At 59.7% G+C, this 26,552-nt stretch carries 22 protein-coding genes; 13 read left to right on the forward strand and 9 right to left on the reverse strand.

Annotation, left to right across the window (positions count from 1 at the left end; all coding sequences use genetic code 11):
- Positions 1–194 precede the first annotated feature (194 nt).
- Positions 195–1,751: a nitric oxide reductase transcriptional regulator NorR gene (gene norR / locus AC1RKH_RS15405; RefSeq protein WP_493062918.1), complete on the reverse strand. Its 1,557-nt coding sequence runs from the start codon at positions 1,749–1,751 to the stop codon at positions 195–197.
- A gap of 158 nt (positions 1,752–1,909) precedes the next feature.
- Here norR and hmpA point away from each other — a divergent pair, with 158 nt between their 5' ends.
- The 7 genes from hmpA (at position 1,910) to cyoE (ending at position 9,558) form a co-directional block, all read left to right on the forward strand.
- Complete coding sequence (gene hmpA, locus AC1RKH_RS15410; protein ID WP_123425048.1) at positions 1,910–3,091, forward strand: NO-inducible flavohemoprotein; 1,182 nt, start codon at positions 1,910–1,912, stop codon at positions 3,089–3,091.
- A gap of 289 nt (positions 3,092–3,380) precedes the next feature.
- A complete protein-coding gene (locus tag AC1RKH_RS15415; protein WP_493062919.1) occupies positions 3,381–3,890 on the forward strand; it encodes a disulfide bond formation protein B in 510 nt (169 codons plus the stop codon).
- An 813-nt stretch (positions 3,891–4,703) separates the two neighbouring features.
- Complete coding sequence (gene cyoA / locus AC1RKH_RS15420) at positions 4,704–5,648, forward strand: ubiquinol oxidase subunit II (protein WP_019693536.1); 945 nt, start codon at positions 4,704–4,706, stop codon at positions 5,646–5,648.
- 3 nt (positions 5,649–5,651) lie between these two features.
- The gene (cyoB, locus tag AC1RKH_RS15425; RefSeq protein ID WP_123425051.1) at positions 5,652–7,682 is read left to right on the forward strand and encodes a cytochrome o ubiquinol oxidase subunit I; all 2,031 of its coding nucleotides are present in this window, start codon (positions 5,652–5,654) and stop codon (positions 7,680–7,682) included.
- Between the two features lie 3 nt (positions 7,683–7,685).
- Complete coding sequence (locus tag AC1RKH_RS15430; protein ID WP_019693534.1) at positions 7,686–8,312, forward strand: cytochrome o ubiquinol oxidase subunit III; 627 nt, start codon at positions 7,686–7,688, stop codon at positions 8,310–8,312.
- The gene (cyoD, locus tag AC1RKH_RS15435; RefSeq protein ID WP_123425052.1) at positions 8,312–8,659 is read left to right on the forward strand and encodes a cytochrome o ubiquinol oxidase subunit IV; all 348 of its coding nucleotides are present in this window, start codon (positions 8,312–8,314) and stop codon (positions 8,657–8,659) included. Before AC1RKH_RS15430 ends, cyoD begins: the two co-directional genes overlap by 1 nt.
- Before the next feature lie 11 nt (positions 8,660–8,670).
- A complete protein-coding gene (gene cyoE, locus AC1RKH_RS15440) occupies positions 8,671–9,558 on the forward strand; it encodes a heme o synthase (protein WP_493062920.1) in 888 nt (295 codons plus the stop codon).
- Positions 9,559–10,285: 727 nt separating this feature from the next.
- Here cyoE and AC1RKH_RS15445 read toward each other — a convergent pair.
- The 4 genes from AC1RKH_RS15445 to AC1RKH_RS15460 all read right to left on the reverse strand — a co-directional run bounded on the left by AC1RKH_RS15445 (position 10,286) and on the right by AC1RKH_RS15460 (position 14,803).
- On the reverse strand, positions 10,286–10,609 hold the full coding sequence (locus AC1RKH_RS15445) for a DUF3077 domain-containing protein (RefSeq protein WP_493062921.1): 324 nt from the start codon (positions 10,607–10,609) through the stop codon (positions 10,286–10,288).
- A 271-nt stretch (positions 10,610–10,880) separates the two neighbouring features.
- The gene (locus tag AC1RKH_RS15450; protein ID WP_493062922.1) at positions 10,881–11,585 is read right to left on the reverse strand and encodes a hypothetical protein; all 705 of its coding nucleotides are present in this window, start codon (positions 11,583–11,585) and stop codon (positions 10,881–10,883) included.
- A gap of 214 nt (positions 11,586–11,799) precedes the next feature.
- Complete coding sequence (locus AC1RKH_RS15455) at positions 11,800–12,870, reverse strand: NAD(P)H-dependent flavin oxidoreductase (RefSeq protein WP_493062923.1); 1,071 nt, start codon at positions 12,868–12,870, stop codon at positions 11,800–11,802.
- Positions 12,863–14,803 (reverse strand): FAD/NAD(P)-binding protein, encoded by a 1,941-nt coding sequence (locus AC1RKH_RS15460; RefSeq protein ID WP_493062924.1) that lies wholly within the window; start codon positions 14,801–14,803, stop codon positions 12,863–12,865. The genes AC1RKH_RS15455 and AC1RKH_RS15460 overlap by 8 nt, the downstream gene beginning before the upstream one ends.
- A gap of 94 nt (positions 14,804–14,897) precedes the next feature.
- Here AC1RKH_RS15460 and AC1RKH_RS15465 point away from each other — a divergent pair, with 94 nt between their 5' ends.
- Both AC1RKH_RS15465 and AC1RKH_RS15470 read left to right on the forward strand, forming a co-directional pair.
- Positions 14,898–15,950, forward strand: coding sequence for a LysR family transcriptional regulator (locus AC1RKH_RS15465; RefSeq protein ID WP_493062925.1), 1,053 nt, complete (start codon positions 14,898–14,900; stop codon positions 15,948–15,950).
- Positions 15,950–17,305: a hypothetical protein gene (locus AC1RKH_RS15470; protein WP_493062926.1), complete on the forward strand. Its 1,356-nt coding sequence runs from the start codon at positions 15,950–15,952 to the stop codon at positions 17,303–17,305. Before AC1RKH_RS15465 ends, AC1RKH_RS15470 begins: the two co-directional genes overlap by 1 nt.
- Positions 17,306–17,380: 75 nt before the next feature.
- Here AC1RKH_RS15470 and AC1RKH_RS15475 read toward each other — a convergent pair whose 3' ends face one another.
- Positions 17,381–18,907, reverse strand: coding sequence for a sensor histidine kinase (locus AC1RKH_RS15475; protein WP_493062927.1), 1,527 nt, complete (start codon positions 18,905–18,907; stop codon positions 17,381–17,383).
- Positions 18,904–19,620, reverse strand: coding sequence for a response regulator transcription factor (locus AC1RKH_RS15480; protein WP_493062928.1), 717 nt, complete (start codon positions 19,618–19,620; stop codon positions 18,904–18,906). Before AC1RKH_RS15480 ends, AC1RKH_RS15475 begins: the two co-directional genes overlap by 4 nt.
- A gap of 152 nt (positions 19,621–19,772) precedes the next feature.
- Here AC1RKH_RS15480 and msrB point away from each other — a divergent pair, with 152 nt between their 5' ends.
- The 3 genes from msrB to msrA all read left to right on the forward strand — a co-directional run bounded on the left by msrB (position 19,773) and on the right by msrA (position 22,937).
- Positions 19,773–20,291 (forward strand): peptide-methionine (R)-S-oxide reductase MsrB, encoded by a 519-nt coding sequence (msrB, locus tag AC1RKH_RS15485; RefSeq protein ID WP_493062929.1) that lies wholly within the window; start codon positions 19,773–19,775, stop codon positions 20,289–20,291.
- Positions 20,292–20,335: 44 nt separating this feature from the next.
- Positions 20,336–22,147 (forward strand): cytochrome c biogenesis protein DipZ, encoded by a 1,812-nt coding sequence (locus AC1RKH_RS15490; protein WP_493062930.1) that lies wholly within the window; start codon positions 20,336–20,338, stop codon positions 22,145–22,147.
- Positions 22,148–22,229: 82 nt separating this feature from the next.
- The gene (gene msrA, locus AC1RKH_RS15495) at positions 22,230–22,937 is read left to right on the forward strand and encodes a peptide-methionine (S)-S-oxide reductase MsrA (RefSeq protein ID WP_493062931.1); all 708 of its coding nucleotides are present in this window, start codon (positions 22,230–22,232) and stop codon (positions 22,935–22,937) included.
- Positions 22,938–22,944: 7 nt separating this feature from the next.
- Here the strand turns inward: msrA and AC1RKH_RS15500 are convergent, their stop codons facing one another.
- Positions 22,945–23,958 (reverse strand): GGDEF domain-containing protein, encoded by a 1,014-nt coding sequence (locus tag AC1RKH_RS15500; RefSeq protein ID WP_493062932.1) that lies wholly within the window; start codon positions 23,956–23,958, stop codon positions 22,945–22,947.
- Positions 23,959–24,089: 131 nt separating this feature from the next.
- Entirely contained in the window at positions 24,090–24,998 is a 909-nt protein-coding gene (locus tag AC1RKH_RS15505; RefSeq protein WP_493062933.1) for a LysR family transcriptional regulator, read from the reverse strand.
- A gap of 102 nt (positions 24,999–25,100) precedes the next feature.
- Here AC1RKH_RS15505 and AC1RKH_RS15510 point away from each other — a divergent pair, with 102 nt between their 5' ends.
- On the forward strand, positions 25,101–26,276 hold the full coding sequence (locus AC1RKH_RS15510; protein WP_493062934.1) for an acetylornithine transaminase: 1,176 nt from the start codon (positions 25,101–25,103) through the stop codon (positions 26,274–26,276).
- The last annotated feature ends 276 nt before the right edge of the window (positions 26,277–26,552 follow it).

The following is a 26,552-nucleotide window of genomic DNA, read 5'->3' on the forward strand; positions in this document are numbered from 1 at the left end:
ACGGGGTAGGCTTTAGGACTGATCCCGGTTTCCTGATCGGCGTAACTCCCGTAGCAGCTGCCGAAGGCTGCGTTCGAGGACGGAGTCCTCGCCAAACCTGGCACCGCGTTGTATCTGTTGCACCGCGCACCCAGGTTTTACGACGGCTTCGCCGCCGAACGCAGCCTTCGGCAGCTGCTACAGGGGGTGTTATTTCATTTCATACCCAATCTTTTGGCCATTCGCCCAAGGTTCGCCCGATCCAAGCCTAGCTCACGGGCGGCGCTGGCCCAGTTGTTCTGGTGGCGCTCAAGACAAGCGGTGATCAGTTGGCGTTGATAGTTTTCGGTGGCCTGGCGCAGGTCACCGAACACTTCAACCGCAGGCGCCGGGGCAATCGCCACAGGCACTGGGGGTGTTTCGAGGGGCGTGTGGGGCAAGTCCAGATCTGCCGCGCTCAGGCTGAGAATCTTCGGCCGCTCCCGAGAGTTGCCCAGTGCTTTCAACGCGCTGCGACCAATCAAGTGCTCAAGTTCGCGGACATTGCCCGGCCAGCTGTAGGCCAGCAGTGACGCTTGTGCGTCGCTGCTCAAACGCAGGCTGTTGAGGCCCATTCGCGAGCGGTTCTGCTCAAGGAAATAACCGCTGAGCAGCAACACGTCCCGACCGCGATCACGCAACGCCGGCACCAGCAACGGATAAACGCTCAGGCGATGGTAGAAGTCGGCACGGTAGCGGCCGCTGCGGACTTCTTCCGCCAGATCACGGTTGGTCGCGGCGATCAGGCGCACGTCGACCTGATGTTCCTTGTCCGAACCCAGGCGTTGCAACTGACCGCTTTGCAGCACACGGAGCAATTTGGCCTGCACCGCCAGCGACAACTCGCCGACTTCATCGAGAAACAGCGTGCCGCCATTGGCCAGTTCGAATTTGCCGCGCCGGTCGTTCAGCGCCCCGGTGAAGGCGCCGCGCACATGGCCGAACAGCTCGCTTTCCACCAGGGTGTCGGGCAGCGCGGCGCAGTTGAGGCTGATGATCGGTTTGTCGGCGCGCGCTGACGCGGCGTGGATCGCCTGGGCCACCAGTTCTTTGCCGACCCCGGTTTCGCCGGTGATCAGTACCGTCAGGTCACTGCCGCCAACCAGGTTTATCTCTTCCACCAAACGCTTGTGCGCCTTGCTCTGGCCAATCATTTCACGGTTCTGCTGGCCGCTGGCCTGACGATAGACCTCGGCGCGCTGGTGCTCGTCTTCGGCGCGATTGGCCAGCCGTTCGATACGTTCGGCGGCGTTGACCGTGGCGGCGGCGAGGCTGGCAAAGGCTTGCAAGGCGTCCAGTTCGATCGGCTCGAAGCGCTCCGGGTCCAGCGCATCGAGGGTCAGCAAGCCCCACGGACGCTCATCGATAAACAGCGGGCAACCCATGCAGTCGTGGACTTCCAGGTGATCGCCGTGGCCGTCGACCAAACCGTCATAGGGATCGGGCAAGGTGCTGTCGCTGGGGAAACGCGTCGGCTCCGAGCTGCTGAGCAGCGCTGCAAAGCGCGGGTGTTCGCTGACCTTGAAGCGCCGGCCCAGGGTGTCGGTGCTCAGGCCATCCACCGCCAACGGCACCAGCCATTCACCGTCGAGCCGCAGCAGGGCGGCGGCATCGCAGGGGAGCAGGGCGCGCATCGCTTCGAGCAGGCGCCGGTAGCGCTCGCCTTCGGGCAGTTCGCGGGAAAGGTCGGAGACCAGCGGCAGCAGCGCGGTGAGCAAAGATTTTGCAGTCATATTGACTCCATGTAGTCGAGGTGACTATAAATCTGCTTGTGTCGTTATGACTACATGTTTATTAAGTTGTTGATTTATATCGTTTTAGTTCTTGGCATGGAAACTGATAGGCAATGGGTAGAAAGCTATAAACCCAGTCGTTCAGGAGTACCCCCTTAATGCTTAGCGCTCAAGACCGTGCCATCGTCAAATCCACCGTACCGTTGCTGGAAAGCGGCGGCGAAGCCCTGATCACTCACTTCTACCGCATGATGCTCTCTGAGTACCCAGAGGTTCGTCCGCTGTTCAACCAGGCGCACCAGGCCAGCGGCGATCAGCCTCGGGCCTTGGCGCGCGGAGTGCTGATGTATGCGCGACACATCGATCAACTCGACCAGTTGGGCGACCTGGTGGCGAAGATCATCAACAAGCACGTTGCTCTGCAAATCCTGCCGGAGCATTACCCGATTGTCGGCGCTTGCCTGCTGCGGGCCATCTCTGAAGTGCTCGGTGACGAGATCGCCACGCCAGAAGTGATGAGCGCCTGGGGCGCTGCCTACAATCAACTGGCCGATATCCTGATCGGCGCCGAAACCGCGATCTACGACCAGAAAGCCGCAGCGGTCGGCGGCTGGCGCGGGGCGCGGGAATTCACACTGGCCAAGCGTGTGGAAGAGAGCGCGGAAATCACCTCGTTCTACTTTGAACCGGCGGACAAAGGGCCGATTCTCGCGGCGGAACCGGGTCAGTACATCGGCATGAAACTGATCCTCGACGGCGAAGAAATTCGTCGCAACTACTCGCTGTCGTCCCTGGGCGACAACGGTCAGTACCGCATCAGCGTCAAACGCGAAGAGGGCGGTCGCGCCTCGAATTACCTGCACGACCAGTTCCCTGTCGGCGCCAGCATCCTGCTGTTCCCGCCAGCAGGCGAGTTCACCCTGACCGCCAGCGACAAACCGCTGGTGCTGATCAGCGGCGGCGTCGGTATCACGCCAACCCTGCCGATGCTTGAAGCGGCGCTGGCCACCGAGCGTCCAGTGCACTTTATCCACTGTGCGCGTAACGGTGGCGTGCATGCCTTCCGCGACTGGATCGACGGCCTGGCCGAGCGTCACCCGCAGCTCAAGCGCTTCTATTGCTACGCCGAAGATGACGGCGTCAGCCCGGCGGCGGATAAGGTCGGGCTGTTGAGTCAGGAGCAGTTGGCGGACTGGTTGCCGCAAGAGCGTGACCTGGATGCTTACTTCCTCGGCCCGAAAGGTTTCATGGCCGCGATCAAGCGCCACCTCAAGGCCTTGGGTGTGCCGGAGAAACAGAGCCGCTACGAGTTCTTCGGCCCGGCTGCTGCGCTGGAGTAAGCGTACTAAGGCGACTCGGGGGACCGAGTCGCCTTCATCGCGAGCAGGCTCGCTCCCACATTGGAACTGCGACGTATGCAAGATATGTGTTCGCATCGGCCCAGTGTGGGAGCGAGCTTGCTCGCGATGGCCGCGCTGCGGTCACGATTCTTGCAAAAGGCTTGAAAGTTAATCCCTTCTTAACCGGTTTATCGTCTATTCCCCGATATCCACCGGCACGCGCCAGGCTCTCAAAGGTCAGAACCTGCGTGTAGACTTGCCTGTAATCGATATCTAGAAGGGAAACGCGATGAATGAGGAAATGATGCGGTTGGGCCGTGAGCGGCGCTTCCTGGTGTTGCTGGGCATCATCTGCCTGGCGCTGATCGGTGGCGCGCTGTACATGCAAGTGGTGCTGGGCGAGGCGCCATGCCCGCTGTGCATCCTGCAACGGTATGCGCTGTTGCTGATCGCGATAAGCGCCTTCATCGGTGCCGCCATGCGCACCCGTCGCAGCATTACCGCGTTTGAAACACTGGTGGTGATCTTCGCCCTCGCTGGCGCTGCGGCTGCCGGGCACCACGTCTATACGCAGTTTTACCCGGCGGTCAGTTGCGGCATCGATGTGCTGCAACCGATTGTCGACGGCTTGCCGCTGGCGAAGATCTTCCCGCTGGGTTTCCAGGTCGACGGCTTCTGCGAGACGCCGTACCCGCCGATCCTTGGCTTGTCGCTGGCACAGTGGGCGTTGGTGGCCTTCGTGTTGACCGTAGTGCTGGTGCCACTGCTCATTTCGCGTAACCGCAAACACCTGAACTGAGGCTTCTCGCCGCAGCCCCAGGCCTTGAAAAGAATGCCCCGGTCCTCGAAAGAGGCCGGGGCGTTTTGCGTTTCAGCGGCTTTGTAAAAGGAGTGTGATGCGCGGCAAAGAAGGGTGCGGCACGCGTGCGACATGTTGTCACAGCTTATGTGTCGCAACTCATTTCAAAGACGATTGTCGTCGCTGAAACTGACAAGGAATTTACCTTGCTGACGGGCCTCTCCGGAAGCCAGCAAATGCGTTGTAGCAGGCAGTTTTAACAGGCTCGGACGAATGGCCAAAGGCCTTGTGACAAGGGGGCTTGCGCAAGGTCGGCGATGCTTCGAAAGGGGTCGAAGCTGTCTGAACTGTGGACAGTAGACTTACAATTTCAGGGGTTCTTGTTGCGAATTAATCGCGATACCATGGCTAATCTTTGCAGATTTCGTTAATGATTGTTGCCGTATCCGATAAAAATTATTTCGGGATGAGACATGGTTTATACAACGTTACATATCTACAATCGCCCGCACTGAAATTCCGGCGCGGCGCGCTCCTTGGCACAAGGGGTGGTCGTGGGGCTTTAGAGGCTTCATGCGACGCCAGGTGTCGGCGCCTCCAAATTATCCGCACCAAATGGAATTGGTCTGTAACAAGGCCTTTGACCACGAATTCGAATAAGAACTCACCGCTAGCCCAGGATGTGTCGATCAGCGTTTAACGCGCGACGGGCAAGCCCTTATTCAATCCAAGAAAAATGCCAACCCTTGGCAGGGTGAAGTGTTGGCGATCAAAACCCAACTGCATTGCGCAAGCTGCTTTAGAGGTCGTGAGATGAGTAAAAACAGGTACCCCAGACTACTAGGCTTATTGCCGCTGCTCGGCACGCTGTTGCTGGGAGGCTGCAACATGACCTTGCTCGATCCCAAGGGCCAGGTCGGCCTGGACGAGCGAAACCTGATCATCACCGCAACGCTGCTGATGCTGTTGGTCGTGGTTCCGGTCATCGTCATGACCTTCCTGTTCGCCTGGAAATACCGCGCTTCCAACAAGGACGCCGTCTACACCCCGAAATGGTCGCACTCCACCAAGATTGAAATCGCGGTGTGGGCTGTTCCCGTGCTGATCATCATTGCCCTGGGTTATGTCACCTACAAGTCGACCCACGCCCTGGACCCATACCGTCCGCTGGAATCCGACGTCAAGCCGATCACCATTCAAGTGGTCGCGATGGACTGGAAGTGGCTGTTCATCTACCCGGAACAAGGCATCGCCACCGTCAACAAGATGGTGTTCCCGGCCAACACGCCGGTTAACTTCAAAATCACCTCCGACACCGTGATGAACTCGTTCTTCATTCCGGGCCTGGGCGGTCAGATCTACGCGATGGCGGGCATGGAAACCAAGTTGCACCTGATCGCCAATCAGAATGCCGAGTTTGACGGTATCTCCGCCAACTACAGCGGTGCTGGCTTCACTGGCATGAAATTCAAAGCAATCGCCACCTCTCAGGCAGATTTCGATGCCTGGGTCAGTGATGTCAAGAAGGCACCTAAACAGCTTGAAAAAGCTGAATACGAAGCCCTTTCCAAACCAAGCCAGAACAACCCGGTTGAACTCTACTCCTCGTACGCACCGAACCTGTTCCAGACCATCATCGACAAGTATGAAGGCATGAAACCGGGCAAGCCGATGCACCACGAGAAAGAAGGGAAGGAAGTGGCCGGTATGGAAGGGATGGACATGAGTTCGCATTCAGCTGCCGGGGCAGAGGAGTAAACGATGTTTGGTAAATTAAGTTGGGAAGCGATCCCGTTCCACGAGCCGATCGTGATGGTGACCATCGCCATGATCGCGCTCGGTGGTCTGGCGGTATTTGCTGCAATCACCTACTTCAAGAAGTGGACCTATTTGTGGACCGAGTGGTTGACCTCGGTCGACCACAAGAAAATCGGCGTGATGTACATCATCGTTGCCATGATCATGCTGCTGCGTGGTTTTGCCGACGCCGTGATGATGCGCTCCCAGCTGGCCCTGGCCACCGAGGGTTCGCCTGGCTACCTGCCGCCTGAACACTATGACCAGATCTTCACCGCTCACGGTGTGATCATGATCATCTTCATGGCGATGCCATTCTTCACCGGCCTGATGAACCTTGCAGTGCCGCTGCAGATCGGCGCGCGTGACGTTGCCTACCCGTTCCTGAACTCCCTGAGCTTCTGGCTGCTGGTCTCCGGCGTCGTGCTGGTGAACGTGTCCCTGGGTGTCGGCGAATTCGCCCGTACCGGTTGGGTTGCGTATCCACCGCTGTCGGAACTGGGCTACAGCCCGGGCGTGGGTGTGGACTACTACATCTGGGCACTCCAGCTATCGGGCCTCGGGACGACGCTAACGGGGGTCAACTTCCTGGCCACCGTGCTGAAAATGCGTACCCCGGGCATGAAAATGATGGACATGCCGATCTTTACCTGGACCTGCACCTGGGCCAACGTACTGATCGTCGCTTCCTTCCCGATCCTGACCGCTACCCTGGCTTTGCTGACGCTTGACCGTTACATGGATTTCCACATTTTCACCAATGAACTTGGTGGCAATCCGATGATGTACGTCAACCTGTTCTGGGCCTGGGGTCACCCCGAGGTTTACATCCTGATTCTGCCGGCGTTTGGGATCTTCTCCGAAGTCATCTCGACCTTCTCCGGCAAGAAACTGTTCGGCCACCACTCGATGATCTACGCCAGCGGCGCGATCTCGATCCTCGGCTTCATGGTTTGGCTGCACCACTTCTTCACCATGGGTTCGGGTGCCAACGTCAACGCCTTCTTCGGTCTGGCGACGATGCTGATTTCGATCCCGACAGGGGTGAAGCTATTCAACTGGCTGTTCACCATTTACCAGGGCCGTCTGCGTTTCACCAGCCAGGTGCTGTGGACCCTGGGCTTCATGGTGACCTTCGCCATCGGCGGCATGACCGGCGTACTGCTGGCCATCCCGGGTGCTGACTTCGTACTGCACAACAGCCTGTTCGTGATCGCGCACTTCCACAACGTGATCATCGGCGGCGCGGTGTTCGGCTACATCGCCGGTTTCGGCTTCTACTTCCCTAAAGCGTTCGGCTTCAAGCTGCACGAAGGTTGGGGCAAGGCAGCGTTCTGGTTCTGGATCTCGGGCTTCTTCGTCGCGTTCATGCCGCTCTATGTTCTGGGCTTCATGGGCATGACCCGTCGTCTGAACAGCACCACCAACCCTGAGTGGACGCCGTACCTGCACGTGGCAATGGTCGGTGCGGTACTGATCGCCTTCGGTATTGCCTGCCAGTTGATCCAGTTGTACGTGAGTATCCGTGATCGCAAGCTGCCGCAGAACATGTGCGAAGCCGGCGACCCGTGGAATGCCCACACGCTGGAATGGTCGACTTCGTCGCCACCACCGTTCTACAACTTCGCTGTACTGCCGAAAGCCGACGGTATCGACCCGTTCACCGAAGCCAAGGAAAACGGTACCGCGTACAAGGCTCCGGCCAGGTACGAGCCGATCCACATGCCAAACAACACCGCGACCGGTCTGGTCATGGGTGCTCTGTTGACCGTGTTCGGTTTCGCGATGATCTGGCACATCTGGTGGATGGCCATCTTCGGCCTCGCTGGCACCGTGATCTATTTCGTGATCCACGCTGCCCGTGATGATCAGGGCTACATGGTGCCGGTCGACGTGATCGAGCGCATTGAAGCCGAGCAGCACAAGCGTCTGGTTGCGGCCAAAGCGATTCCGGCCACCGCCACCCGTGTTGAAACCTCGTTGGAACAGGCTTAAACCATGTCGAACTTAGTGACCAATGTTGGACACGCCCATGGTCATGACCATGGGCACGATGACCATCACCACGACTCGGGCGAGATGACCGTATTCGGTTTCTGGCTCTACCTGATGACCGACTGCATTCTGTTTGCGTCGATCTTCGCGGTGTACGCGGTACTGGTAAACAACGTAGCCGGTGGCCCGTCGGGCCACGACATCTTCGAACTGCCGTACGTGCTGGGTGAAACTGCCTGCCTGTTGCTCAGCTCGATCACCTACGGCTTCGCCATGCTGGCGTTGTTCAAAGGCAAGAAGACTCAGGTACTGGGCTGGTTGGCGATTACCTTCCTGTTCGGTCTGGGCTTCATCGGCATGGAGATCAACGAGTTCCATACGCTGATCTCCGAAGGCTTCGGTCCGAACCGCAGCGGCTTCCTGTCCGGGTTCTTCACCCTGGTCGGGACCCACGGTCTACACGTGACCAGCGGTCTGATCTGGATGGCGATCATGATGTATCAGGTCAACAAGCATGGCCTGACGTCGACCAACAAGACCCGCTTGAGCTGCCTGAGCCTGTTCTGGCACTTCCTGGACGTTGTGTGGATCTGCGTATTCACCGTTGTTTACCTGATGGGGACTCTGTAATGGCTAACGCAGCTCACTCACACAATGGCCACGATAGCCACGACGACAGCCACGGCAGCGTCAAGTCCTACGCCATCGGCTTCATCCTGTCGGTGATCCTGACCGTCATTCCGTTCGGCCTGGTGATGTACCCATCCCTGCCGAAAGCCATGACCCTGTGGATCGTGCTGGCCTTCGCAGTGATCCAGGTGCTGGTGCACCTGGTCTACTTCCTCCACCTGGACCGCTCCGCCGCCCAGCGTAACAACGTGATTGCGTTTGTTTTCGCGGCGCTGGTTATCGTCCTGTTGGTCGGTCTGTCGCTGTGGATCATGTACAGCATCCATTCCGTCATGATGGCGCACTGAGGAAAGTCCGGATGTCCTTAAAGCACTTTATCCAAATCACCAAACCGGGGATCATTTTCGGTAACGTGCTTTCTGTGGCAGGCGGGTTTTTCCTGGCCTCGAAAGGGCATGTCGATCTGGCCATTTTCCTGGCTGCGATGATCGGCACGTCCCTGGTGGTGGCATCAGGTTGCGTGTTCAACAACTGCATTGACCGTGACATCGACCTGAAGATGGAGCGCACCAAGAACCGCGTGCTGGTGCAGGGCCTGATCTCCCTGAAACTGGCGCTGGTTTACGCGACTGTCCTGGGTGTCGTCGGCGTTGCACTGTTGTACCGCGTGGCCAATCCGTTGGCGGCGCTGTTCGCGGTGATCGGTTTTGTCATCTACGTCGGCTTCTACAGCCTGTACCTCAAGCGCAAGTCGGTTCACGGCACGCTGGTGGGCAGTCTGTCGGGGGCGATGCCGCCGGTGATTGGTTATGTCGCGGTCAGCAACAGCTTCGACATGGCGGCGCTGACGCTGCTGGTGATGTTCAGTTTGTGGCAGATGCCGCATTCTTATGCGATCGCGATCTTTCGCTTCAACGATTACCTGGCGGCATCGATTCCGGTGTTGCCGGTGAAGCGTGGGATTCAGGTGGCGAAGAAGCACATCCTGATCTACATCCTGGCGTTCCTGGTGGCGACCTTGATGCTGACGTTCAGCGGTTACGCTGGGATGAGCTATCTCGCTGTTGCGGCGGCTATGGGCATGTATTGGTTGTACATGGCCTGGACTGGCTACAAGGCGGTGGATGACACGGTTTGGGCACGTAAGCTGTTTGTGTTCTCGATTTTCACCATCACGGCCTTGAGCGTGATGATGTCGCTGGACTTCAAGGTGCCGAGCGAGTTGTTGCTGACTTACGCGCCTTAAGGTTTGCGGTTGTACGGAAAGCCCCGCCTTCGAGAGAAGTGCGGGGCTTTTTATTGGGCGTGATTTACCTGTGGGAGCGGGCTTGCTCGCGAAGGCGGCCTGACAGCCGACCAATCTCTCGCAGATGTACACAAGTCAAAACTGTGGGAGCTGGCTTGCCTGCGATGGCGGCCTGACAGCCGACCAATCCCTTGCGGATGTACATAGATCTACTGTGGGAGCGAGCCTGCTCGCGATGGCGGCCGGATAGCCGGCCAATCTCCCGCAGGTGTACATATCCATTCCTGCGGTAACGGCCACTTAGGGTTTCGCCTGACGGCGACTCACTTTTTTTACAAGCGCCTAAAAAAAGTAAGCAAAAAAACGCTCGCCCCAAGCGTCCGGCCCCTCGCCTAGGCTCGGCGTTCCCTCGCTCCGGCGTCCATCAGGGGGCATCGCCTACGGTCTGCTTCGCGACGACCTCCTCTCGATGTGTCCGGCTGCGCCGTACGGCGCTGCGCGCCCACCCCCTGATGAACACCTCCACTCGGCCTCCCGAGGGGGCGGGTGGGTCAAGGTCAAAAGCGGCAGGCGAGCTAACGCTCGGCCTGTTGAGTGGTTAGGAAGGTGTGAATAGTTATAGCTAGAAAAGGCTATAACTAGAAATAAGTAGCTAGATGTTTTTCTTAAGCTTCAGCTGCTGCATTGAAAAGCCCCGCCTTCGAGAGACGCGCGGGGCTTTTTCTATTCAATTGCGATTGTTACCCGGCGCACCCAGCACCTTCACCACGTCATCAATCACCGCTTTACTCATCTCCTGCAAATAATGAGACGCCCAGGCATAACGGTCTTTGCCGCGCTCCATCGCCGCGTCTTCGGCCAGCAGTTTGGAGAGGTGGAGCAAGTCGGAAACGTGGGACAGGGCTTCGAGGATCGGGACGCCGCTGTTGACGCGGAATAGCGCTTGGTCGGAATGAATGGAGAAGGGCGTGAAGCCAGCGGTTTTCAGATCTTGGGGGGCGGGCGATGGAAGCTGACCAGCAGAAGTTTGGGATGGATCGATGGCGCGCATAGGGAGAACTCCGATAAGTGCCTACATCTTGTTCGAGTTCTCAGGCCCGGTCGCTGAATGGGCAGCGACGGTTTCAGGCTAGAGGACACGGATAGGAGGCGCAATCGTAGCGACGTGCTGGCTTATGTAAGATTTTGTGTGATTCGCTGATCGTTCCCACGCTCTGCGTGGGAATGCCGCCAGGGACGCTCCGCGTTCCGCTTCGTGAGCTGACGCAGAGCGTCAGAGGATGCATTCCCACGCAGAGCGTGGGAACGAGCGTCGTGAGCAGTTACTGCACAGCGATGCTGTAACCGTCGAAAGCGGTTTGCTGTTGCAGCGCAGTGACGATGGCCTTGCGCGTAGCCGGTTGCTCGGCGCCAGCGTTGTCGATGAACGTCTCGCTTTCCAGCTCAGCCTCGTCACCTTCACCAACAAAAGTGAAACCGAGGAATTCGAAGGCTTCGCGGTCGGCGTTCGGCTTAACCCGTGGGTTGCGCAGTGGCAGGCTGACGCTGACGCCGTCCTTGCTGATGCTGAACACTTCAATGTCTTTCTTGGCGCGGGCAGCTTTGCTTTTACCGCTGCTTGGGTTGCTGATCGCTTGATGGGTCTGGTTCAGCACTTTCAGCGCCAGGCCATAGACCAGCTCCTGAAAGCTTGGGTCATCCTTGAAGCTCGACAGAATCCGGCTGATCGGGAACTTGCTGCTCAGGTCTTCCAGGGCGGCGATATCGGCGGCCTCGGCGTCCTTGAGCTGCTTGAGTTCGCCCATCAGTTCGTAGGCTTTGTCGTCGTCGAAGCGGTCGTGAGCCTGACGGATGGCTGCGCGCAGTTCGCGAATCTGGTCGCTTTCTTTCGAGGTGTGGAAGGCGTCCAGGACCATCTCGCTGATGGTTTTGGCCTGCGGCACGTGTTGTGAAAGATTGATGGAGTTTTCGTATTCCGCTTTGGACGACAAGGTGATTACGGATTCAGCGGTGTTGGAATCTGGCATTGAAATTTCACTACTTCTTTAAACAGAATTTGAGACGAGAACGGCGTCGGCGTTTTCGGGTCGCTTAATCTATTGGACCGCTGCGATGTTGTCACGGGATTAGGACAGCGCGGCGACCAATGTGACAGCAACATCAGCGATTCATTGCGCAAAAAAAGCCCCGCGTTCGATCCGAAGGCAGGGCTAAAGGCAGTCCGGCGGGCAAGCGCCGTATTCAATTCATCTCGGCGACCAGCACTTCAACCATCTCACGGGCGCTCATTTCCCGTGCCAGCGCGGCGCCTTGTCCGGCCCACTGCACCGCGAACTCGTTGCAACCCTTGGCGCTCGCGGCTGCGTGCAGGGCTTTGGCGGCGTCGTAGGTCAGGGGGTACGCCGGGCATTGCGGTGCGCCGGCGGCGTCGAGGTCGGTGATCAGGCGGTTGACCATGCCCCGCGCCGGTCGTCCGGAAATCGCGCTGGTGATGCGTGTGTGGGCGGCCTTTGGGCTTTTCAGGTCGGCGCGGTAGCGCGGGTTGGCAGCGGATTCGGGGCACAGGATAAACGCGGTGCCCAACTGCGCACCTTGTGCGCCGAGTTTGAGCATGGCGCTGATCGACTGGCCGTCCATGATCCCGCCTGCGGCGATGATCGGGATCGAGCGCTGCTGGCTGAGGGTTCTGACCAGCGCCAGGGTTCCGGTCAGGGCGTCCTGCTGCGGGTTGAACACGCCGCGATGGCCGCCGGCTTCGACGCCTTGGGCGATGATCGCGTCGAGGCCGGCGCGTTCGATCAGCTCGGCTTCGTGTGGATCGGTCGCGGTGGCCAGCAGCACAATGCCGGCCCTCTTCAGGGCATCGATCCACGACGCTGGCGGCAGACCGAAATGAAAGCTGACCACCGCCGGACGCTCCACCAGCAGCAGTTCGAGCATGTCCGGGTCATCGAGGAAGCTGGTGTAGATCTCATTCAGCGTGATGGGCGCGGGCGCGTCGAACTCGGCAAACAGCGGTTGCAGGTGATTCAGCCACTCGGTCTGCAGGCTCAGGTCCGGCTCGGGCGTGCGATGGCAGAACAGGTTGACGTTGAAGGGTTTGCGGGTCAGTACACGGGTGTCGGCAATCATCGCCTTGGCCTGATTGACGTTGCTCGCGCCCAGCCCGATCGAGCCCAAGGCGCCGGCATTCGACACCGCCGCTGCGAGTGCCGGGGTGGACACGCCAACCATGGGCGCCTGGATGATTGGATACTGGATGCTGAGCAGTTCCGTCAGCGTCAGGTGTGTAGTGTTGCGGTGCTCATTCATACGCCAAGGTCCTTTCCCGGTTGTGGGTGGCCGATGAGTCAATGACGTAGACGGCCGGTTTTTTCACGATTTGTGGCGCGTTGATCTGCCGGAACAACTCGCCCACGCTGCGTCCGGCGTCCACCAGTGCGGTGGAGTTCACGAACGGTCGCGCAACGATGTAGGTGTAGAACTTGGCGCCTTCGCAGATCGTCCCCAACGCCCAGGCATTGCTCAGCGGTTTGCCGCTCAGCGGGACGATGTGCAGGCCTTCATCGACATCGATGCCGCTGACCTCCATGCCCTGATTGGTGAATGGGCGAACCAGGCCTTTCTCCAGCAGGCGATAGAGCAGCGGTGATTTGTCCTGGTTGGGCGACGACTTCGGCACCCGAGCGCGAATCAGCACATCGGCGCGGAACTCGCGGTCGGGCAGGCTGGTACTTTTGATCGCGAACGAATACGAGGCGCTGTCCATGTACGCACGGGCCCCAGGGCCGAAGCTGACCATCAGGTAACCTGCGCGCATCAGTGCGAGCATTTCTTCGGTGCGTTGCAGTGGCGGGCCAACGGCCAGGCGGTTCATCACCGGGATGAACTCGTTCATGAAGCGCTTGTGCGACGCGGCCGACAGCGCGCCGAAATCGACCACTCGACGCAGGTTGTCGCGAATGTCGCGCAGCACATCGCAGGCGGCCTTGATCGGGCTTTCGCAATTGCCTTCACGCGCTTCGGCGAGGTCTTGCTCCAGGTAGTCGGTCAGCCACTGATGGAAGTGTTCCTTGCTGGCCAGGGCGTTGCGACTGATGGGGTTGGCCAGCGCGTCCCAGGAGAACCGCGGAATCTGTGGGCAGCATTGGCGCAGCACGTTTTCAGCTGCGGGCGTGTCGAGATGGACCAGGGTGGTGTCGAGCAACTCGGCGAAGGAGCTGCCATGCAACCGGGTGGCATGGGACAAGTAATAAGCGTGGGCCATGTCGCGCAGAATCAGCGGGAAGATATGGCCATGGAAATCGAGCTCACCGGGTTTGTGGGTCTGCTTCCATTGATTGATCCGCTCGAGGGTCAGGAACCGTGCCTGGTATTGGCCCGAGACACCCTTCTGGTTCACCGCGCGCGCGGCGAACGGAATCCCGCTGCGCGAGAACAGCGCCAGCGACGGCTCTGCGCCAGACGGTTGATAGTTCAGCACGCCAGTCGCTTCGTCACGCTCGAAGCGACCGCCACGACCCACGGTCAGCGCAGTGATCGCGTCGATGGCCGTCAGGCCCATGCCTTCGATAGCCACCGAGGCGTCAGGGGCAATCTCGTCGAGTTGCTTGTGGATCGGCAGTGGCCCGGTGACCACGTAGCGCAGGTTGGCGTTGTTGAAACGGTGGGTCGCGACAAAGGCTCGACGGTCGATGTCCAGCGCGTCCGGATGGTTTTCCGAGTGGCCCGTGGTCAGGAACAGGTAGTCGGCGTTGATCGTTTTGCCGTGCGCCGTCTGGATGACAAACGACTGCGTCGCGGTTTGCTCGATATCGGTGGCCGTGCACGTATGCAGGTGCACGTCGCAGTGCTGTTCCAGTCGGTCGATCAGGAACTTGAAAACCCAGTTCAGGTATTCGCCAAAAGCACTGCGTGGCAGGTAGGTGTCGGGCCCCAGCGGTAACGGGTGCTTCCAGTTGCCGACAGCCCATTCGTACAGGCTTGGCCCTTCAATCAACGGCCCGGCGTCGACCACGGTCGGGTCCATGAACAGAGTGATCTGCGACGCTACCGTGTTGAGTTGCAGGTAGTCAGGTTGCGAGGAATGGTGAATGCCTTCGCCCGGTACACCGGGGTCGATGAGATGCACTGCTATTTTCTTGTCGGTTTTCTGATCGCAAGCGTAGGCGGTGATTCGCTCGAGCACATTCAGGCCTCGTGGCCCCATGCCGATAATCGCGATCGCTGGCGTAGCGTGTTGCATCTGCCCAACTCCCTTGTTCTTAGAGAGGCGTTTCCTCGACGTTGTGCAGGACATCTCCCCGTTTCAGGTCGTGTTCTGCTCAACATCACCTCATATGCGTTTAAATCCGGGGCAGGATACGCAGCGCAAAATTAGCTTTGCCAACGATTATCCGAGATACTGCGCATCACTTTTCGAGATGTTCGCGTCCAGGGACGGCAGATTCATGCAGCTCAAATCACTGCGTATTTTTTTGGCTGTGGCTGAGACGGGCAGCTTTGTAGCCGCCGCTGAGCGCCTGCACACCGTGCAGTCCAACGTCACCGCGCATATCAAGAAGCTCGAAACCGAGTTGGGCGCTCAACTGATCGACCGCAATGGTCGGGCGCGTCTCACCTCCGCCGGTCACGCACTTAGCGAATATGCTGACAGGATTCAGAGAAATCACGACGAGGCTGTAGCCTTTTTCCGAGGCAACCAGTCCCTAAGTGGCGAGTTGCGCATCGGCGCGATGGAAACCACTACGGCGTTTCGCTTGCCGGGGATCCTGGCGAGCTTTCATGGCAAGAACCCGGAAGTCGATATCAAGCTCACCACCGGGCCGACGGCAGATCTGGTCAGGGGATTGGCGGAAGGGCGCTTCGATTGCGTGTTTGTGGCCGGCAAAGTCGATCATCGACGGTTCCACATGTACAAAGCCTTCACCGAGGAACTGGTGCTGGTTTCCTCCCGGCCGCTGGAAAAAATGCCGCCCAAGGAAACCTTGCTGACGGCAACCTTCCTGGCCTTCCGCCAAGGCTGCAGTTATCGCCACAGTATTGAATTGTTGCTGGCCTCTTGCGGGGTTTCGGCGGTGCGCATCATCGATTTCGGCACGCTGGACGCCATGCTTGGCTGCGTCGCGGCGGGTATGGGGTATGCCGTGCTGCCAAAGTCCACGGTCGAGGCTCAGAGGTCTCGCTTCAACATCTATAGCCTCGACCTGCCGGAGCGCTATGCGATCGTCGACACCTATTTTGCGGCGGCGCAGCAGAACACCTGGACGCCGGCCATGGCGTCGTTTTCTGAAACAGTGTGCGATGCGCTGGTGATCACCAACGCTCTGGCCAAGGAGCACCTGCCGGTCGCCATCGCACACAGTGATAGCGCTCAGCTCAGGAATTTGTAATGTCCAAGGACATGCTCTCCGTCGACTCTTCTGTGGCGTTGAAGTGGCGGACACGCGGCACTGCGCTGGCGGTGATTGCCACGACTTTGGTGATGTGGTTGATCGCCAAGGCGCTGGTCATTCCTCAAGGGGCGGTGGCGGATGCACTGACCTTCGGCCTGATTGTCGCCGGGCTGGCGCTGACCTTCAGCAGTTGGCTCGGCAAAACATCTGCGCGACTGGGGCTGGGGTTGTTGGTGATCGTCGCCGCGCTCGCGGTCCTCACCACCATTCCTTTCAATCCGCTGCGCGGCGCCGGTTCGTTTGAAGGGGTGATTTTGCTGTTGCTGGGGATTGGGCAATTGCGCGCTTACCTGGATCGGCAAGACATCAAAGGGCGGATCGAGCGGGCACTCAGTCACCCGGCCGTTCGGCGCAGTGCGCGGCCGATCTTTCTTCTCTACAGCGCGATGGCGTTTTTCCTGAGCCTGGCAACCGTGCCCATCGTTGGCTCGCTGACCCGCAGCACCCGCCTGAATCATATGTACCACCTGCGTTTGGCCATGCGTGCGGTGGGCGCAACGATGTTCATTGCACCGACTACAGCGGGGGCGGCGGCGGTCAGTGCGATGTTCCCCGGGCTGAGTTGGTCGCAAGCACTGCTCACGGGGTTACCGCTGGCGCTGTTGTGCCTGCTGCTCACCCGTAGCGAGAAAGAATCGGCGATCGAGCTGACACCTGTGGAAAAAGATGGCGCTTCCCATGGGTTGAGGCTGCCGATGGCCATCTTTATCAGTGTGATTGTGCTCGGCAAACTGCTGCTCGGTTACGCCACGGTGACGACGGTTGCGCTGGCGGTTTCGATTACCGGCGCGGTGTCGCTTTGGGCCAAATATGGCATCGCGCAATTGGCCGCGACCATAGCTGATGGTTTTCAGCGTTCAAGTGCCGAAATCCTGCTGTTTATCGCCTGCGGAACGCTGCAAGTGGCACTCGGCGCGCCGGAAACCGCACAGTTGTTCAGCCCGTTGAGCGGTGACTTCAAACTGTTGTTGAGCTCGGCGCCTGTGCAACTGTTGTTGATCCTTGGGCTGATGCCACTGCTGACGATCATCGGCATCCACCCGATGATTCTGTTTGCCGGCGCATTCCCGATCTTTCATCCCATCACCCAGCTGCCGGCCACGGTCGAGTATCAGGCGTGGATCGCGATGTTCGTGATTTCGCAGTTGATTTCGCCGGTGTCCATCAGCGCGGTGACGGCTGCGGCGTCGGTGAATGAGTCGCCGTGGAAGGTCAGTTTTGAAAGCCACGCACAGTTTGCGCTGGCGTTTGCGTTGGCTGGGTTTGTGTATATGGTCGCGGTAGCCGGCTAGGTTCGGTCACCGTTGAAAGAGAGCCCGCCTTCGCGATGAAGTGCGGGCTTTTCTTTATGCGGTGGAAGTGTTTTTTTATCGCTGGGGCGAGTTCAAATTCATCGAACGAACTGCCAATGCGCTCGCCGTTTCTTCATCCACTGGCAGCGAAAAGCGGAAGGTCGCGCCTCGTCCTGGCACGTCCATCAGGCGAATTTCGCGGCCATGCAGTTGCAGAATCCGCTGCACGATGCGCAAGCCTAAACCACCGTCGCGGCGCGCACCGCCAATGTTGAACGGGCGCAAAAACAAGCCTTCGCGCAGCTCGGCGGCGATGCCCGGGCCGCTGTCGCTGACGGTGATCTCGACGAACTTGCCTTGGGGGACGAGGCTGATATCAATCTCGCCGCCACCGGGTGTGTGGCGCAAGGCGTTGTCGAACAGGTTGGTCAGCACACGCTCGATCAACCCAAGGTCGGCGCAGATCGCTGACACATTCGGTGCGAAGCTCGCCTTGAGTTGAACTTGCCGGGCTTCGGCGGTCAGCTCGAATTTCTGGAAGATGTCCTGCACCAGATCGGTCAGTGAAAAGCGCTCAAGCACCGGTTGGACGAAGCCGTGCTCCAGGCGCACCAGCTCCAGCAACGACTGCGCCAGACCGCCGACCTTGCGGCTCTGGTCGAGGGCGATGCCCAGGTAGCGGCGGCGCTCGGCCGGGGTCAGGCTGGCGTCTTTCAGTGATAGGGTTTCGAGGTAGCCATGCAGCGATGCCAGCGGTGTGCGCAAGTCGTGGGAGATATTGGCGACCAGCTCGCGGCGCTCCTGATCCTGGCGGGTCAGGGAACGCCATTGTTCGCCCAGACGGTTTTGCATCTGCCGGAACGCGGCATCGAGCACGGCGATTTCGTCGTGGCTGGTGAGGGTGTCCGGTGTGCCTGATGGTGCCGGCGACGGCGGGGCGACCGGTGCGCCATCGATGTCGAAATGCGCGACCGTGTCGGTCAAACGGCGCAGCGGTCGGGTGATCAGGGTAAACGCCGTGAGACCGGCGATCAGGCACAGCAACGCGACCATCCCGATCGACCACAGCGCGGTGTTCAGTGCCACGCTGGTGGCCCCGCGTTCGGCGAAGCGGTCATGTTCTTCGCTGAGCAACACCACGTAGAGATAGCCGGCTTGCTGACCGTTGACCTTGAGTGGCGCGGCGCTGAATACCTTGCGCCCGTCGATGCTGCGCGGGTCGTCGCCGAGAATCGGCAGCGCCTCACCATTGAGCAAGCGCCGCACCGGCGCCAGATCGACCTGCTCGCGCCGCAGGTGACCTTCGGGTGCGGCATTGCCGACCACCCGGCCGCCGGTGTCGAGCAGATAGACCTCGACACTCGGGTTCACCAACATCAACTGGCTGAACAACTCACGCAGTGCGTCGGGTTTCAGGCCATTGGCGTCCATCAACTGGGTGTCGTGGGCGATGTGCTGCGCCAGATCCCGGGACAAGCCTTGCACCACTTCCAGCTCATGCATGTGGTTGGAGCGCACCTGCATCCACACCGAGGTGCCGCTGCACACCAACAGCAACAGGGCGAACACCGCCGACAGGCGCTGGGTGAGTGTCAGTCTCATGGCTGCTCCTGCGCCGGGGCGAATTTATAGCCACGGCCCCACACGGTGAGAATGCGCACCGGTTGTGTCGGGTCGGTTTCGATCTTGGCCCGCAAGCGATTGATGTGAGTGTTGACGGTGTGCTCGTAGCCTTCGTGGCTGTAACCCCAGACCGCGTTCAGCAGGTCCATGCGCGAGAAGACCTTGCCCGGCTGCCGGGCGAAGAAATACAGCAGGTCGAACTCGCGCGGTGTCAGGTCCAGGCGCTTGCCGTTGAGGGACACATCGCGGGTGATCGGGTCGATGAACAGTCCGTCGCTGGTCAGGCTGCCAGTATCCATTTTCAGATTGCGGGCCATGGCATCGACCCGCCGCAGCAGGGCTTTGACCCGTGCCACCAGCTCAAGCATCGAAAACGGTTTGGCCAGATAGTCGTCGGCCCCCAGTTCCAGACCGAGGATGCGATGCACTTCGCTCGACCGGGCGCTGGTGATGATGATCGGCGTGTAGCGGGCCATGGCGCGGGCGCGGCGGCAGATTTCCAGACCGTCGACGCCTGGCAGCATCAGGTCGAGAATCAATGCATCCCAACTGCCTTGTTCGAGCAGGCGCAAGCCTTCGTTGCCATCGGCGCTGTGCACGACCTCGAACTGCTCGTCGCGCAGGTGCAGGCAGATCAGGTCGGCGATGTGCACATCGTCCTCGACCACCAGAACTCGTTTGGGTTGATCCATTTGGGCTAAATCCTGTTGCGCAGTGAATGCATTGTGCGGGGTTTTCCCTCGGCGAGTTATCACGAATTGTTTAACTCCACGTGAGGATTTGGCGATCACCTCAAGACTAGGCTGTGTTCCATGTAAACCACGGCGAATTTAGGGAGAGGGCCATGTTTTCACGGCGACAGATTCTTCTAACGGGCGGCGGGCTGGGCCTTGCGGCGCTGGTTGCCGGTGTATTGCCAAAAATGACCGTGCGCTCGGCGCTGATCAGCGAGGCGAGCGCCGCCGAGACCTTCGAGGTCACCCATAGCGATGCCGAGTGGCACGCGAAGCTCAGCGCCGAGCAGTACGAAATACTGCGTAAAGAGGGCACCGAACGGGCCTACAGCAGCGCACTGAACAACGAACATCGCGACGGTATTTTTGCCTGTGCGGGCTGCGATCTGGCGCTGTTTTCATCGAGCACCAAATTCGACAGCCATACCGGTTGGCCGAGTTTCTGGGCGCCGCTGACCAATTCGGTGGCCACCCGTGAAGACCGTTCCTTTGGCGTGCTGCGTGAAGAGGTTCATTGTCGACGCTGCGGCGGGCATTTGGGCCATGTGTTCAACGACGGGCCAAAACCGACCGGTCTGCGCTACTGCATGAACGGTCTGGCGATGACCTTCGAGCCGCAGTCGGCCTGACACCATGGGCAGGTTTTCTCCTTCACTTCATACAGGTCCTTGTTATGTGGCTTCTGGTCCTCGCTTATCTCGGTGGTGTGCTGACGATTGTCAGCCCGTGCATTCTGCCGGTACTGCCCTTTGTCTTCGCTCGCACCGGGCAGCCGTTTATCAAGAGTGGCTTGCCGCTGCTGGCGGGGATGGCGCTGACCTTCGCGCTCGTCGCCTCGTTGGCGGCGGTGGGCGGCGGTTGGGTGGTGCAACTCAATCAATACGGTCGCTGGCTCGCGTTGCTGTTCGTAGCACTGTTCGGGCTGACGCTGCTGCTGCCACAACTCGCCGAACGGCTGACGCGGCCACTGGTGGCGGCCGGCAGTCGGCTGTCGGAAGTGGCAGGCGCCGATGCCCGGCCGCGTCCCGGTGCGTCATTCCTGATCGGCGTCGCCACGGGCCTGCTCTGGGCGCCATGCGCCGGGCCGATCCTCGGGTTGGTGCTGACCGGCGCGGCACTGCAAGGGGCAAGCATCGGCACCACCCTGCTGTTGCTGGCCTACGCGCTGGGCGCCGCCACTTCCCTCGCGGTCGCCTTGCTGCTGGGCGGTAAAGTCTTCGCGGCGATGAAACGTTCGATCGGTGCCGGTGAATGGCTGCGCCGTGGCCTCGGTGCGGCGATGCTGGCGGGTGTGGCGGCTATTGCCTTGGGGCTGGATACCGGGATTCTGGCGCGGGTATCGACCGCGTCCACCGGTGGGCTTGAACAAGCGCTGGTCGGTCGACTGGCGGGTAAATCATCCGCCAACAGCGGGGCGATGATGGCGCAGATTCCGTCGTCCACCGACGATCAACCGGGCGCCAGCATGATGGCCGCCGGTGGTGCGATGAAAATGGCCGCCAAAGACACGGCGACGCTGCCTGTCGAAGGCAACCTGCCGTCGCTGGACGGCGCGGTGCAGTGGCTCAACTCGCCGCCGTTGAACGCTCAGGCGCTCAAAGGAAAAGTAGTGCTGGTGGATTTCTGGACCTACTCCTGCATCAACTGCCTGCGCACCTTGCCGTATGTCAAAGCCTGGGCCGAGAAGTATCGCGATCAGGGCCTGGTGGTGATCGGCGTGCATGCGCCGGAGTTCGCCTTCGAACGGGATGTGGGCAACGTCACCAAGGCCATGAAGGACCTGGGCATCAATTACCCGGTGGCCATTGATAACGACTACAAGATCTGGCGTGCTTTCAACAACGAATACTGGCCGGCTCACTACTTTGCCGACGCTCAAGGACGCATTCGTTACCACCATTTTGGTGAGGGTAACTACGCTGAATCAGAACGGGTGATCCAGCAACTGCTGCGCGAAGCCGGCGCAGCGAAAGTTGCCGATGGCCTGATCGACGCCAGCGCTCAAGGCGTGCAACGGGCGCCGGACATGAACGAAGTACGCTCGCCGGAAACCTACGTCGGCTACCAGCGCTCGGAACATTTCGTACCTGAGGCGAGCCTCGCACCCGACAAGGTTGCCGCGTATAGCGCACCCGCGACGTTGGCGCTGAATGACTGGACGCTGGACGGTCAATGGAACGTCGGTTCGGAGCGCGCCACATCGGCGGCTCGGGCCAGTCGCATCGTCTACCGCTTCCATGCCCGCGACCTGCACCTGGTGCTAGGCCCCGGTGCCGACGGCAAACCGGTGCGCTTCAAAGTCATGATCGACGGCAAAGTCCCCGGCGATGCCCACGGCACCGACGTTGCACCAGATGGCAGCGGCAGTGTGACCGAACAACGCCTCTACCAATTGGTGCGCCAACCTGGCGACGTGGCAGATCGAACCTTCAGCATCGAGTTCCTTGACCCGGGCGTGTCGGCGTATGCGTTTACCTTTGGTTGATGAACCTTCAGTCCGTAGGAGCTGCCGCAGGCTGCGATCTTTTCCGGTACACCGTGAATCTACTTATGCAGGAGTCGTGATCATGAAAACCCTATTTACCTGGCGCCAGACCCTGCTCGGGTTGGCCATCGCCACCGTTGCCGGTCAATGCCTGGCCTTTTCATTCGGGGTTGCCGAGGACGCAGTCGCCATTGCGCCACCAGCCCTCGACGAAACCCCCAAGGCCAACAGCGAAACGGCGGTGTTCGCCGGTGGTTGCTTCTGGGGCGTTCAAGGCGTGTTTCAGCATGTCAAAGGCGTCAAGAATGCGGTCTCCGGTTACGCCGGAGGTGCAGCGAACACCGCGCAATACGAGCGCGTCAGTGATGGCGATACAGGCCATGCGGAATCCGTTCAGGTCACTTTCGACCCTGCTCAAGTGAGCTACGGCACCTTGCTGCAAATCTACTTCTCGGTGGCCCACAACCCCACCGAACTCAATCGCCAGGGCCCCGACACCGGCACCCAATATCGCTCGGCGATCTTCGTGGAAAGTGCCGAACAACAAAAAGTCGCCCAGGCCTACATCGCACAACTGGATGCAGCACATGCCTTCAACAAACCGATCGTGACCAAACTCGAAACCTACAACGGTTTCTACCCGGCAGAGGCCTACCATCAGAACTTCCTGACGGAGCATCCGACGTATCCCTACATCGTGATCAACGATCTGCCGAAAGTGGCGCAGCTCAAACAGCTGTACCCGGAGCGGTATCAGGAAAAACCAGTGTTGGTGAAGGCGGGTATGTAGTTCTGGATCATCCGGAAATCATGTTCTTGCCGATGATTTTCGAGCGATACAACGCTTGATCCGCCCTGGCCAGCAGGCCGGTTTGTTGCTCGTCCTCAAAGCGCTGCGCCACGCCAAAGCTCATCGTGACCTGGAAGTCGCCCACTGGTGGCAGGCTCGACAGCTCAAGGCGGATTTTTTCGGCGAGGGCGCGTGCGGTGGCGGCGGTGCTGCCGGGCAGGATCACGATGAACTCATCGCCGCCCCAACGGGCCAGCAAGTCGCCTTCGCGCACGCAACGTTTGACACTTTCGACCACGTGCACCAGCGCCGCGTCGCCCAAGGCATGGCCGTAATGGTCGTTGATGCATTTGAAGTCGTCGATGTCCATGGCGATCAACGACAGCGGCTGACGAAAACGTTGGGAGCGTTCGCATTCCAGCGGCAGGGCTTTTTCCAAGAGATAGCGGTTGGCGATTCCGGTCAGGGTGTCGCTTTCTGCCAGTTTGCGGTTCTCGTCCAGCTGAGCCTGTAACTGCTGATTGAGCAGAGACAACTCGCGGGTCCGTTCCTCGACTATCGCTTCCAGGGAATGATTGCGCCGTTCGAGTTGCTCGAGCAGACGCTTCTTGTCTTCAATGCTGCGGTTCGCTCCGATCATCCGCGCCACTGAGCCATCAGCGTTACGTGCGATCACGTGACCGCGATCTTCGATCCAGATGTAGCTGCCATCCTGCTTGCGGCAACGGTATTCGGCCTGGTAATGGGGCGAGCGCTGATGCAGGTGATCATCGAAATACATCATCACCCGCGGGTAATCGTCGGGATGAATCGCGCGCTCCCAGGCCAGCACGTTGTTCTCAAGTGCATGAGGCTCGTAGCCGCGCATTTCGTACCAACCGCGATTGCGGTAGACAAACCCGGTGTTGGCGTTCCAGTCCCAGATCCCGTCGCTGACCAGCTCCAGAATCGCGTGCAGCATGTCTTCATTCAGATCAATCAGGCTGACTTTCAACGGCTCGATACTGGACAACTCAACCATCACCGCTCTCCCTGCTGCCCTGAACTTGAAGTGGCCGGCCAGTCGTAGAGACTAACTCATGGCACGTTGACACTGTAGCGCCGGGAATCAAGGGATAGAAGCCTCTTTCGTAGTAATAATGGCGTGCGCGATCAGTTCTGTTTGCCCCACGTTTGCAACGCAAACTCGACAAAGCTGCGCAATTTCGGCAAGCGGTATCGGTCCTGCGCGTAGATCAGATTCATCGGACGGCGGGGCAGTTGATAGTCTTGCATCAGTGCCACCAATTTCCCTTCCCGAAGATCTTGATCCACCAGTGCATCGGGCAGCATCACCACACCCATCCCGGTGCGCGCTGCCTGGTGCAGACCCGATGAACTATTGATCAGCATCGGACCGCTCACCGCAACGACGATCTCCCCGTCAGGGCCGCTCAGGCGCCACTGCTTTTCCACCGAGCGCCATTCATCGCCCGCCGGGTAGGCGAAGGCCAGGCAGTCGTGTTCGGCCAGTTCCTCCGGCTTTTGCGGTGTGCCACGGCGCGCCAGATAGGCCGGCGAGGCACACATCGTCAGGGTGTAATCCTCCAGCGGCCGGGCGATCAGGTTGGACGGTTCGCTGTTACCCAGGCGAATCGCCGCATCAAAACCGTTGTCCAGCAGATCAAGGCGTTGATTGGTCAACACCACGTCCAGCTTGACCTGCGGACAGCGCAGCACGAATTCGCTCAAGGCCGGCGCCAGGCGTTCTGTGCCAAAGGTCAGCGGGGCGGTAATCCGTAGCGTACCGCTGGGTTCGCCCTGGGTTTGTTCGGCCAGCCGCTCGGAGTCGGCCACCAGCCCCAACACCTCAAGACAGCGTTGATAGTAGGTCGAGCCAAATTCGGTCAAGCGCTGACGCCGCGTCGTACGGTGAAGCAAGCTGACGCCCAGGCGTTGCTCCAGCGCTCGCAGGTGATTGCCGACCATGGTGGTCGACATTTCGCACTCCAGGGCGGCGGCGGTCATGCTGCCAGCCTCGACCACTTTCACGTAAACCGACATCGCCAGCAGTAAGTCCATTATCAAGCTCAGCTTTAAAATGATTGAAGTATTAAGGCGTTTATCCAGCTCAGGTGGTTAACGATACTGCAAAAACACCGACTGATGATGGAGCTTGATGTCATGACCGCCGCCTGCCTGATGACCACTTATCAACCCCTGGCCTTGAGCTTTACCAAAGGGCTGGGCACACGCCTGTGGGATCAGGCCGGTCGCGAGTACCTGGATGCGGTGGCGGGTGTGGCGGTAACCAACGTCGGCCACTCGCACCCGCGAGTGGTCAGCGCTATCAGCGAACAGGCCGGCCTGTTGCTGCATACATCGAACCTGTACAGCATCGACTGGCAGCAACGGCTGGCGGAAAAACTGACACAGCTGTCCGGTCTTGATCGGGTGTTTTTCAACAATTCTGGTGCCGAAGCCAATGAGACCGCGTTGAAGCTGGCGCGGCTGTACGGTTGGCACAAAGGCGTCGAGCAGCCGTTGGTGGTGGTCATGGAAAACGCCTTTCATGGCCGGACCCTGGGCACCTTGTCGGCCAGCGATGGTCCTGCGGTGCGTTTGGGGTTTCAGGGGTTACCGGGGGACTTCATCAAAGTCCCGTTCGGCGATCTCGCCGCGCTTGATAAGGCCCATCGGACCTACGGCCAGCGCATCGTGGCCGTTTTGCTGGAGCCGATTCAGGGCGAAAGCGGCGTGCAACTCGCACCTCCCGGTTACCTGAAAGCCCTGCGCGAACTGTGCAATCGGCGCAACTGGCTGCTGATGCTCGACGAGATCCAGACCGGTATCGGCCGCACCGGGCAATGGTTTGCCTTCCAACACGAAGGTATCGTCCCGGACGTCATGACCCTCGCCAAAGGCCTGGGCAACGGTGTCCCGATCGGCGCCTGCCTGGCCCGAGGCAAAGCCGCCGAACTGTTCACCCCCGGCAGCCATGGCAGCACCTTTGGCGGAAACCCGTTGGCGTGTCGGGTCGGCTGCACCGTGCTGGAGATCATCGAAGAGCAAGGCTTGCTGGAAAACGCCAAACGTCAGGGCGAACGCTTGCTCGCACGCCTGCACGCCGAACTGGATGGCGAACCGCAGGTGCTGGCGATCCGTGGCCAGGGCTTGATGATCGGTATCGAACTGGCCCAGCCCATTCGCGACCTGACCCTGATCGCTGCGCGGGATCACGGGTTGCTGATCAACGTGACACGGGGCAAGACCATCCGCTTGCTGCCACCACTGACCATTGATGAGCGCGAGGTGGAGATGATTGTGCGCGGGGTAGGGCGGGTGGTGAGGGGGGATTAACCGACTCCATCTTTGTTTACGGCAGGGCTGATTTCAGAATGACTCTGAAATACCGCCTGCCGACACTCGTCTTTTGCGGCCTTCACTGCACGCAAGTTGCAGATTGAAGCTATGAGACGTTCAGCGTTGGCTCGCGAAGCAAGAAGATAGGTTGTTTCGTCGGCGGTAGTTGGGGTGGTCATGATGGGTAGAAACGCTCGAAGTTTAGAAACCAGCCTCGATTAAGCGCTCGGTATAACCCTGCCGTCTTCAAGACTTTTCCTTGAAAAGTGTAGG

It is taken from the genome of Pseudomonas sp. GW822-FHT06B12, assembly GCF_058799675.1.

Bases quoted from the DNA above. Each gene is read 5' to 3' on its own strand.
- norR (WP_493062918.1), bottom strand. From the start codon at position 1,751: ATGACTGCAAAATCTTTGCTCACCGCGCTGCTGCCGCTGGTCTCCGAC.
- hmpA (WP_123425048.1), top strand. From the start codon at position 1,910: ATGCTTAGCGCTCAAGACCGTGCCATCGTCAAATCCACCGTACCGTTG.
- AC1RKH_RS15415 (WP_493062919.1), top strand. From the start codon at position 3,381: ATGAATGAGGAAATGATGCGGTTGGGCCGTGAGCGGCGCTTCCTGGTG.
- cyoA (WP_019693536.1), top strand. From the start codon at position 4,704: ATGAGTAAAAACAGGTACCCCAGACTACTAGGCTTATTGCCGCTGCTC.
- cyoB (WP_123425051.1), top strand. From the start codon at position 5,652: ATGTTTGGTAAATTAAGTTGGGAAGCGATCCCGTTCCACGAGCCGATC.
- AC1RKH_RS15430 (WP_019693534.1), top strand. From the start codon at position 7,686: ATGTCGAACTTAGTGACCAATGTTGGACACGCCCATGGTCATGACCAT.
- cyoD (WP_123425052.1), top strand. From the start codon at position 8,312: ATGGCTAACGCAGCTCACTCACACAATGGCCACGATAGCCACGACGAC.
- cyoE (WP_493062920.1), top strand. From the start codon at position 8,671: ATGTCCTTAAAGCACTTTATCCAAATCACCAAACCGGGGATCATTTTC.
- AC1RKH_RS15445 (WP_493062921.1), bottom strand. From the start codon at position 10,609: ATGCGCGCCATCGATCCATCCCAAACTTCTGCTGGTCAGCTTCCATCG.
- AC1RKH_RS15450 (WP_493062922.1), bottom strand. From the start codon at position 11,585: ATGCCAGATTCCAACACCGCTGAATCCGTAATCACCTTGTCGTCCAAA.
- AC1RKH_RS15455 (WP_493062923.1), bottom strand. From the start codon at position 12,870: ATGAATGAGCACCGCAACACTACACACCTGACGCTGACGGAACTGCTC.
- AC1RKH_RS15460 (WP_493062924.1), bottom strand. From the start codon at position 14,803: ATGCAACACGCTACGCCAGCGATCGCGATTATCGGCATGGGGCCACGA.
- AC1RKH_RS15465 (WP_493062925.1), top strand. From the start codon at position 14,898: ATGCGTTTAAATCCGGGGCAGGATACGCAGCGCAAAATTAGCTTTGCC.
- AC1RKH_RS15470 (WP_493062926.1), top strand. From the start codon at position 15,950: ATGTCCAAGGACATGCTCTCCGTCGACTCTTCTGTGGCGTTGAAGTGG.
- AC1RKH_RS15475 (WP_493062927.1), bottom strand. From the start codon at position 18,907: ATGAGACTGACACTCACCCAGCGCCTGTCGGCGGTGTTCGCCCTGTTG.
- AC1RKH_RS15480 (WP_493062928.1), bottom strand. From the start codon at position 19,620: ATGGATCAACCCAAACGAGTTCTGGTGGTCGAGGACGATGTGCACATC.
- msrB (WP_493062929.1), top strand. From the start codon at position 19,773: ATGTTTTCACGGCGACAGATTCTTCTAACGGGCGGCGGGCTGGGCCTT.
- AC1RKH_RS15490 (WP_493062930.1), top strand. From the start codon at position 20,336: ATGTGGCTTCTGGTCCTCGCTTATCTCGGTGGTGTGCTGACGATTGTC.
- msrA (WP_493062931.1), top strand. From the start codon at position 22,230: ATGAAAACCCTATTTACCTGGCGCCAGACCCTGCTCGGGTTGGCCATC.
- AC1RKH_RS15500 (WP_493062932.1), bottom strand. From the start codon at position 23,958: ATGGTTGAGTTGTCCAGTATCGAGCCGTTGAAAGTCAGCCTGATTGAT.
- AC1RKH_RS15505 (WP_493062933.1), bottom strand. From the start codon at position 24,998: ATGGACTTACTGCTGGCGATGTCGGTTTACGTGAAAGTGGTCGAGGCT.
- AC1RKH_RS15510 (WP_493062934.1), top strand. From the start codon at position 25,101: ATGACCGCCGCCTGCCTGATGACCACTTATCAACCCCTGGCCTTGAGC.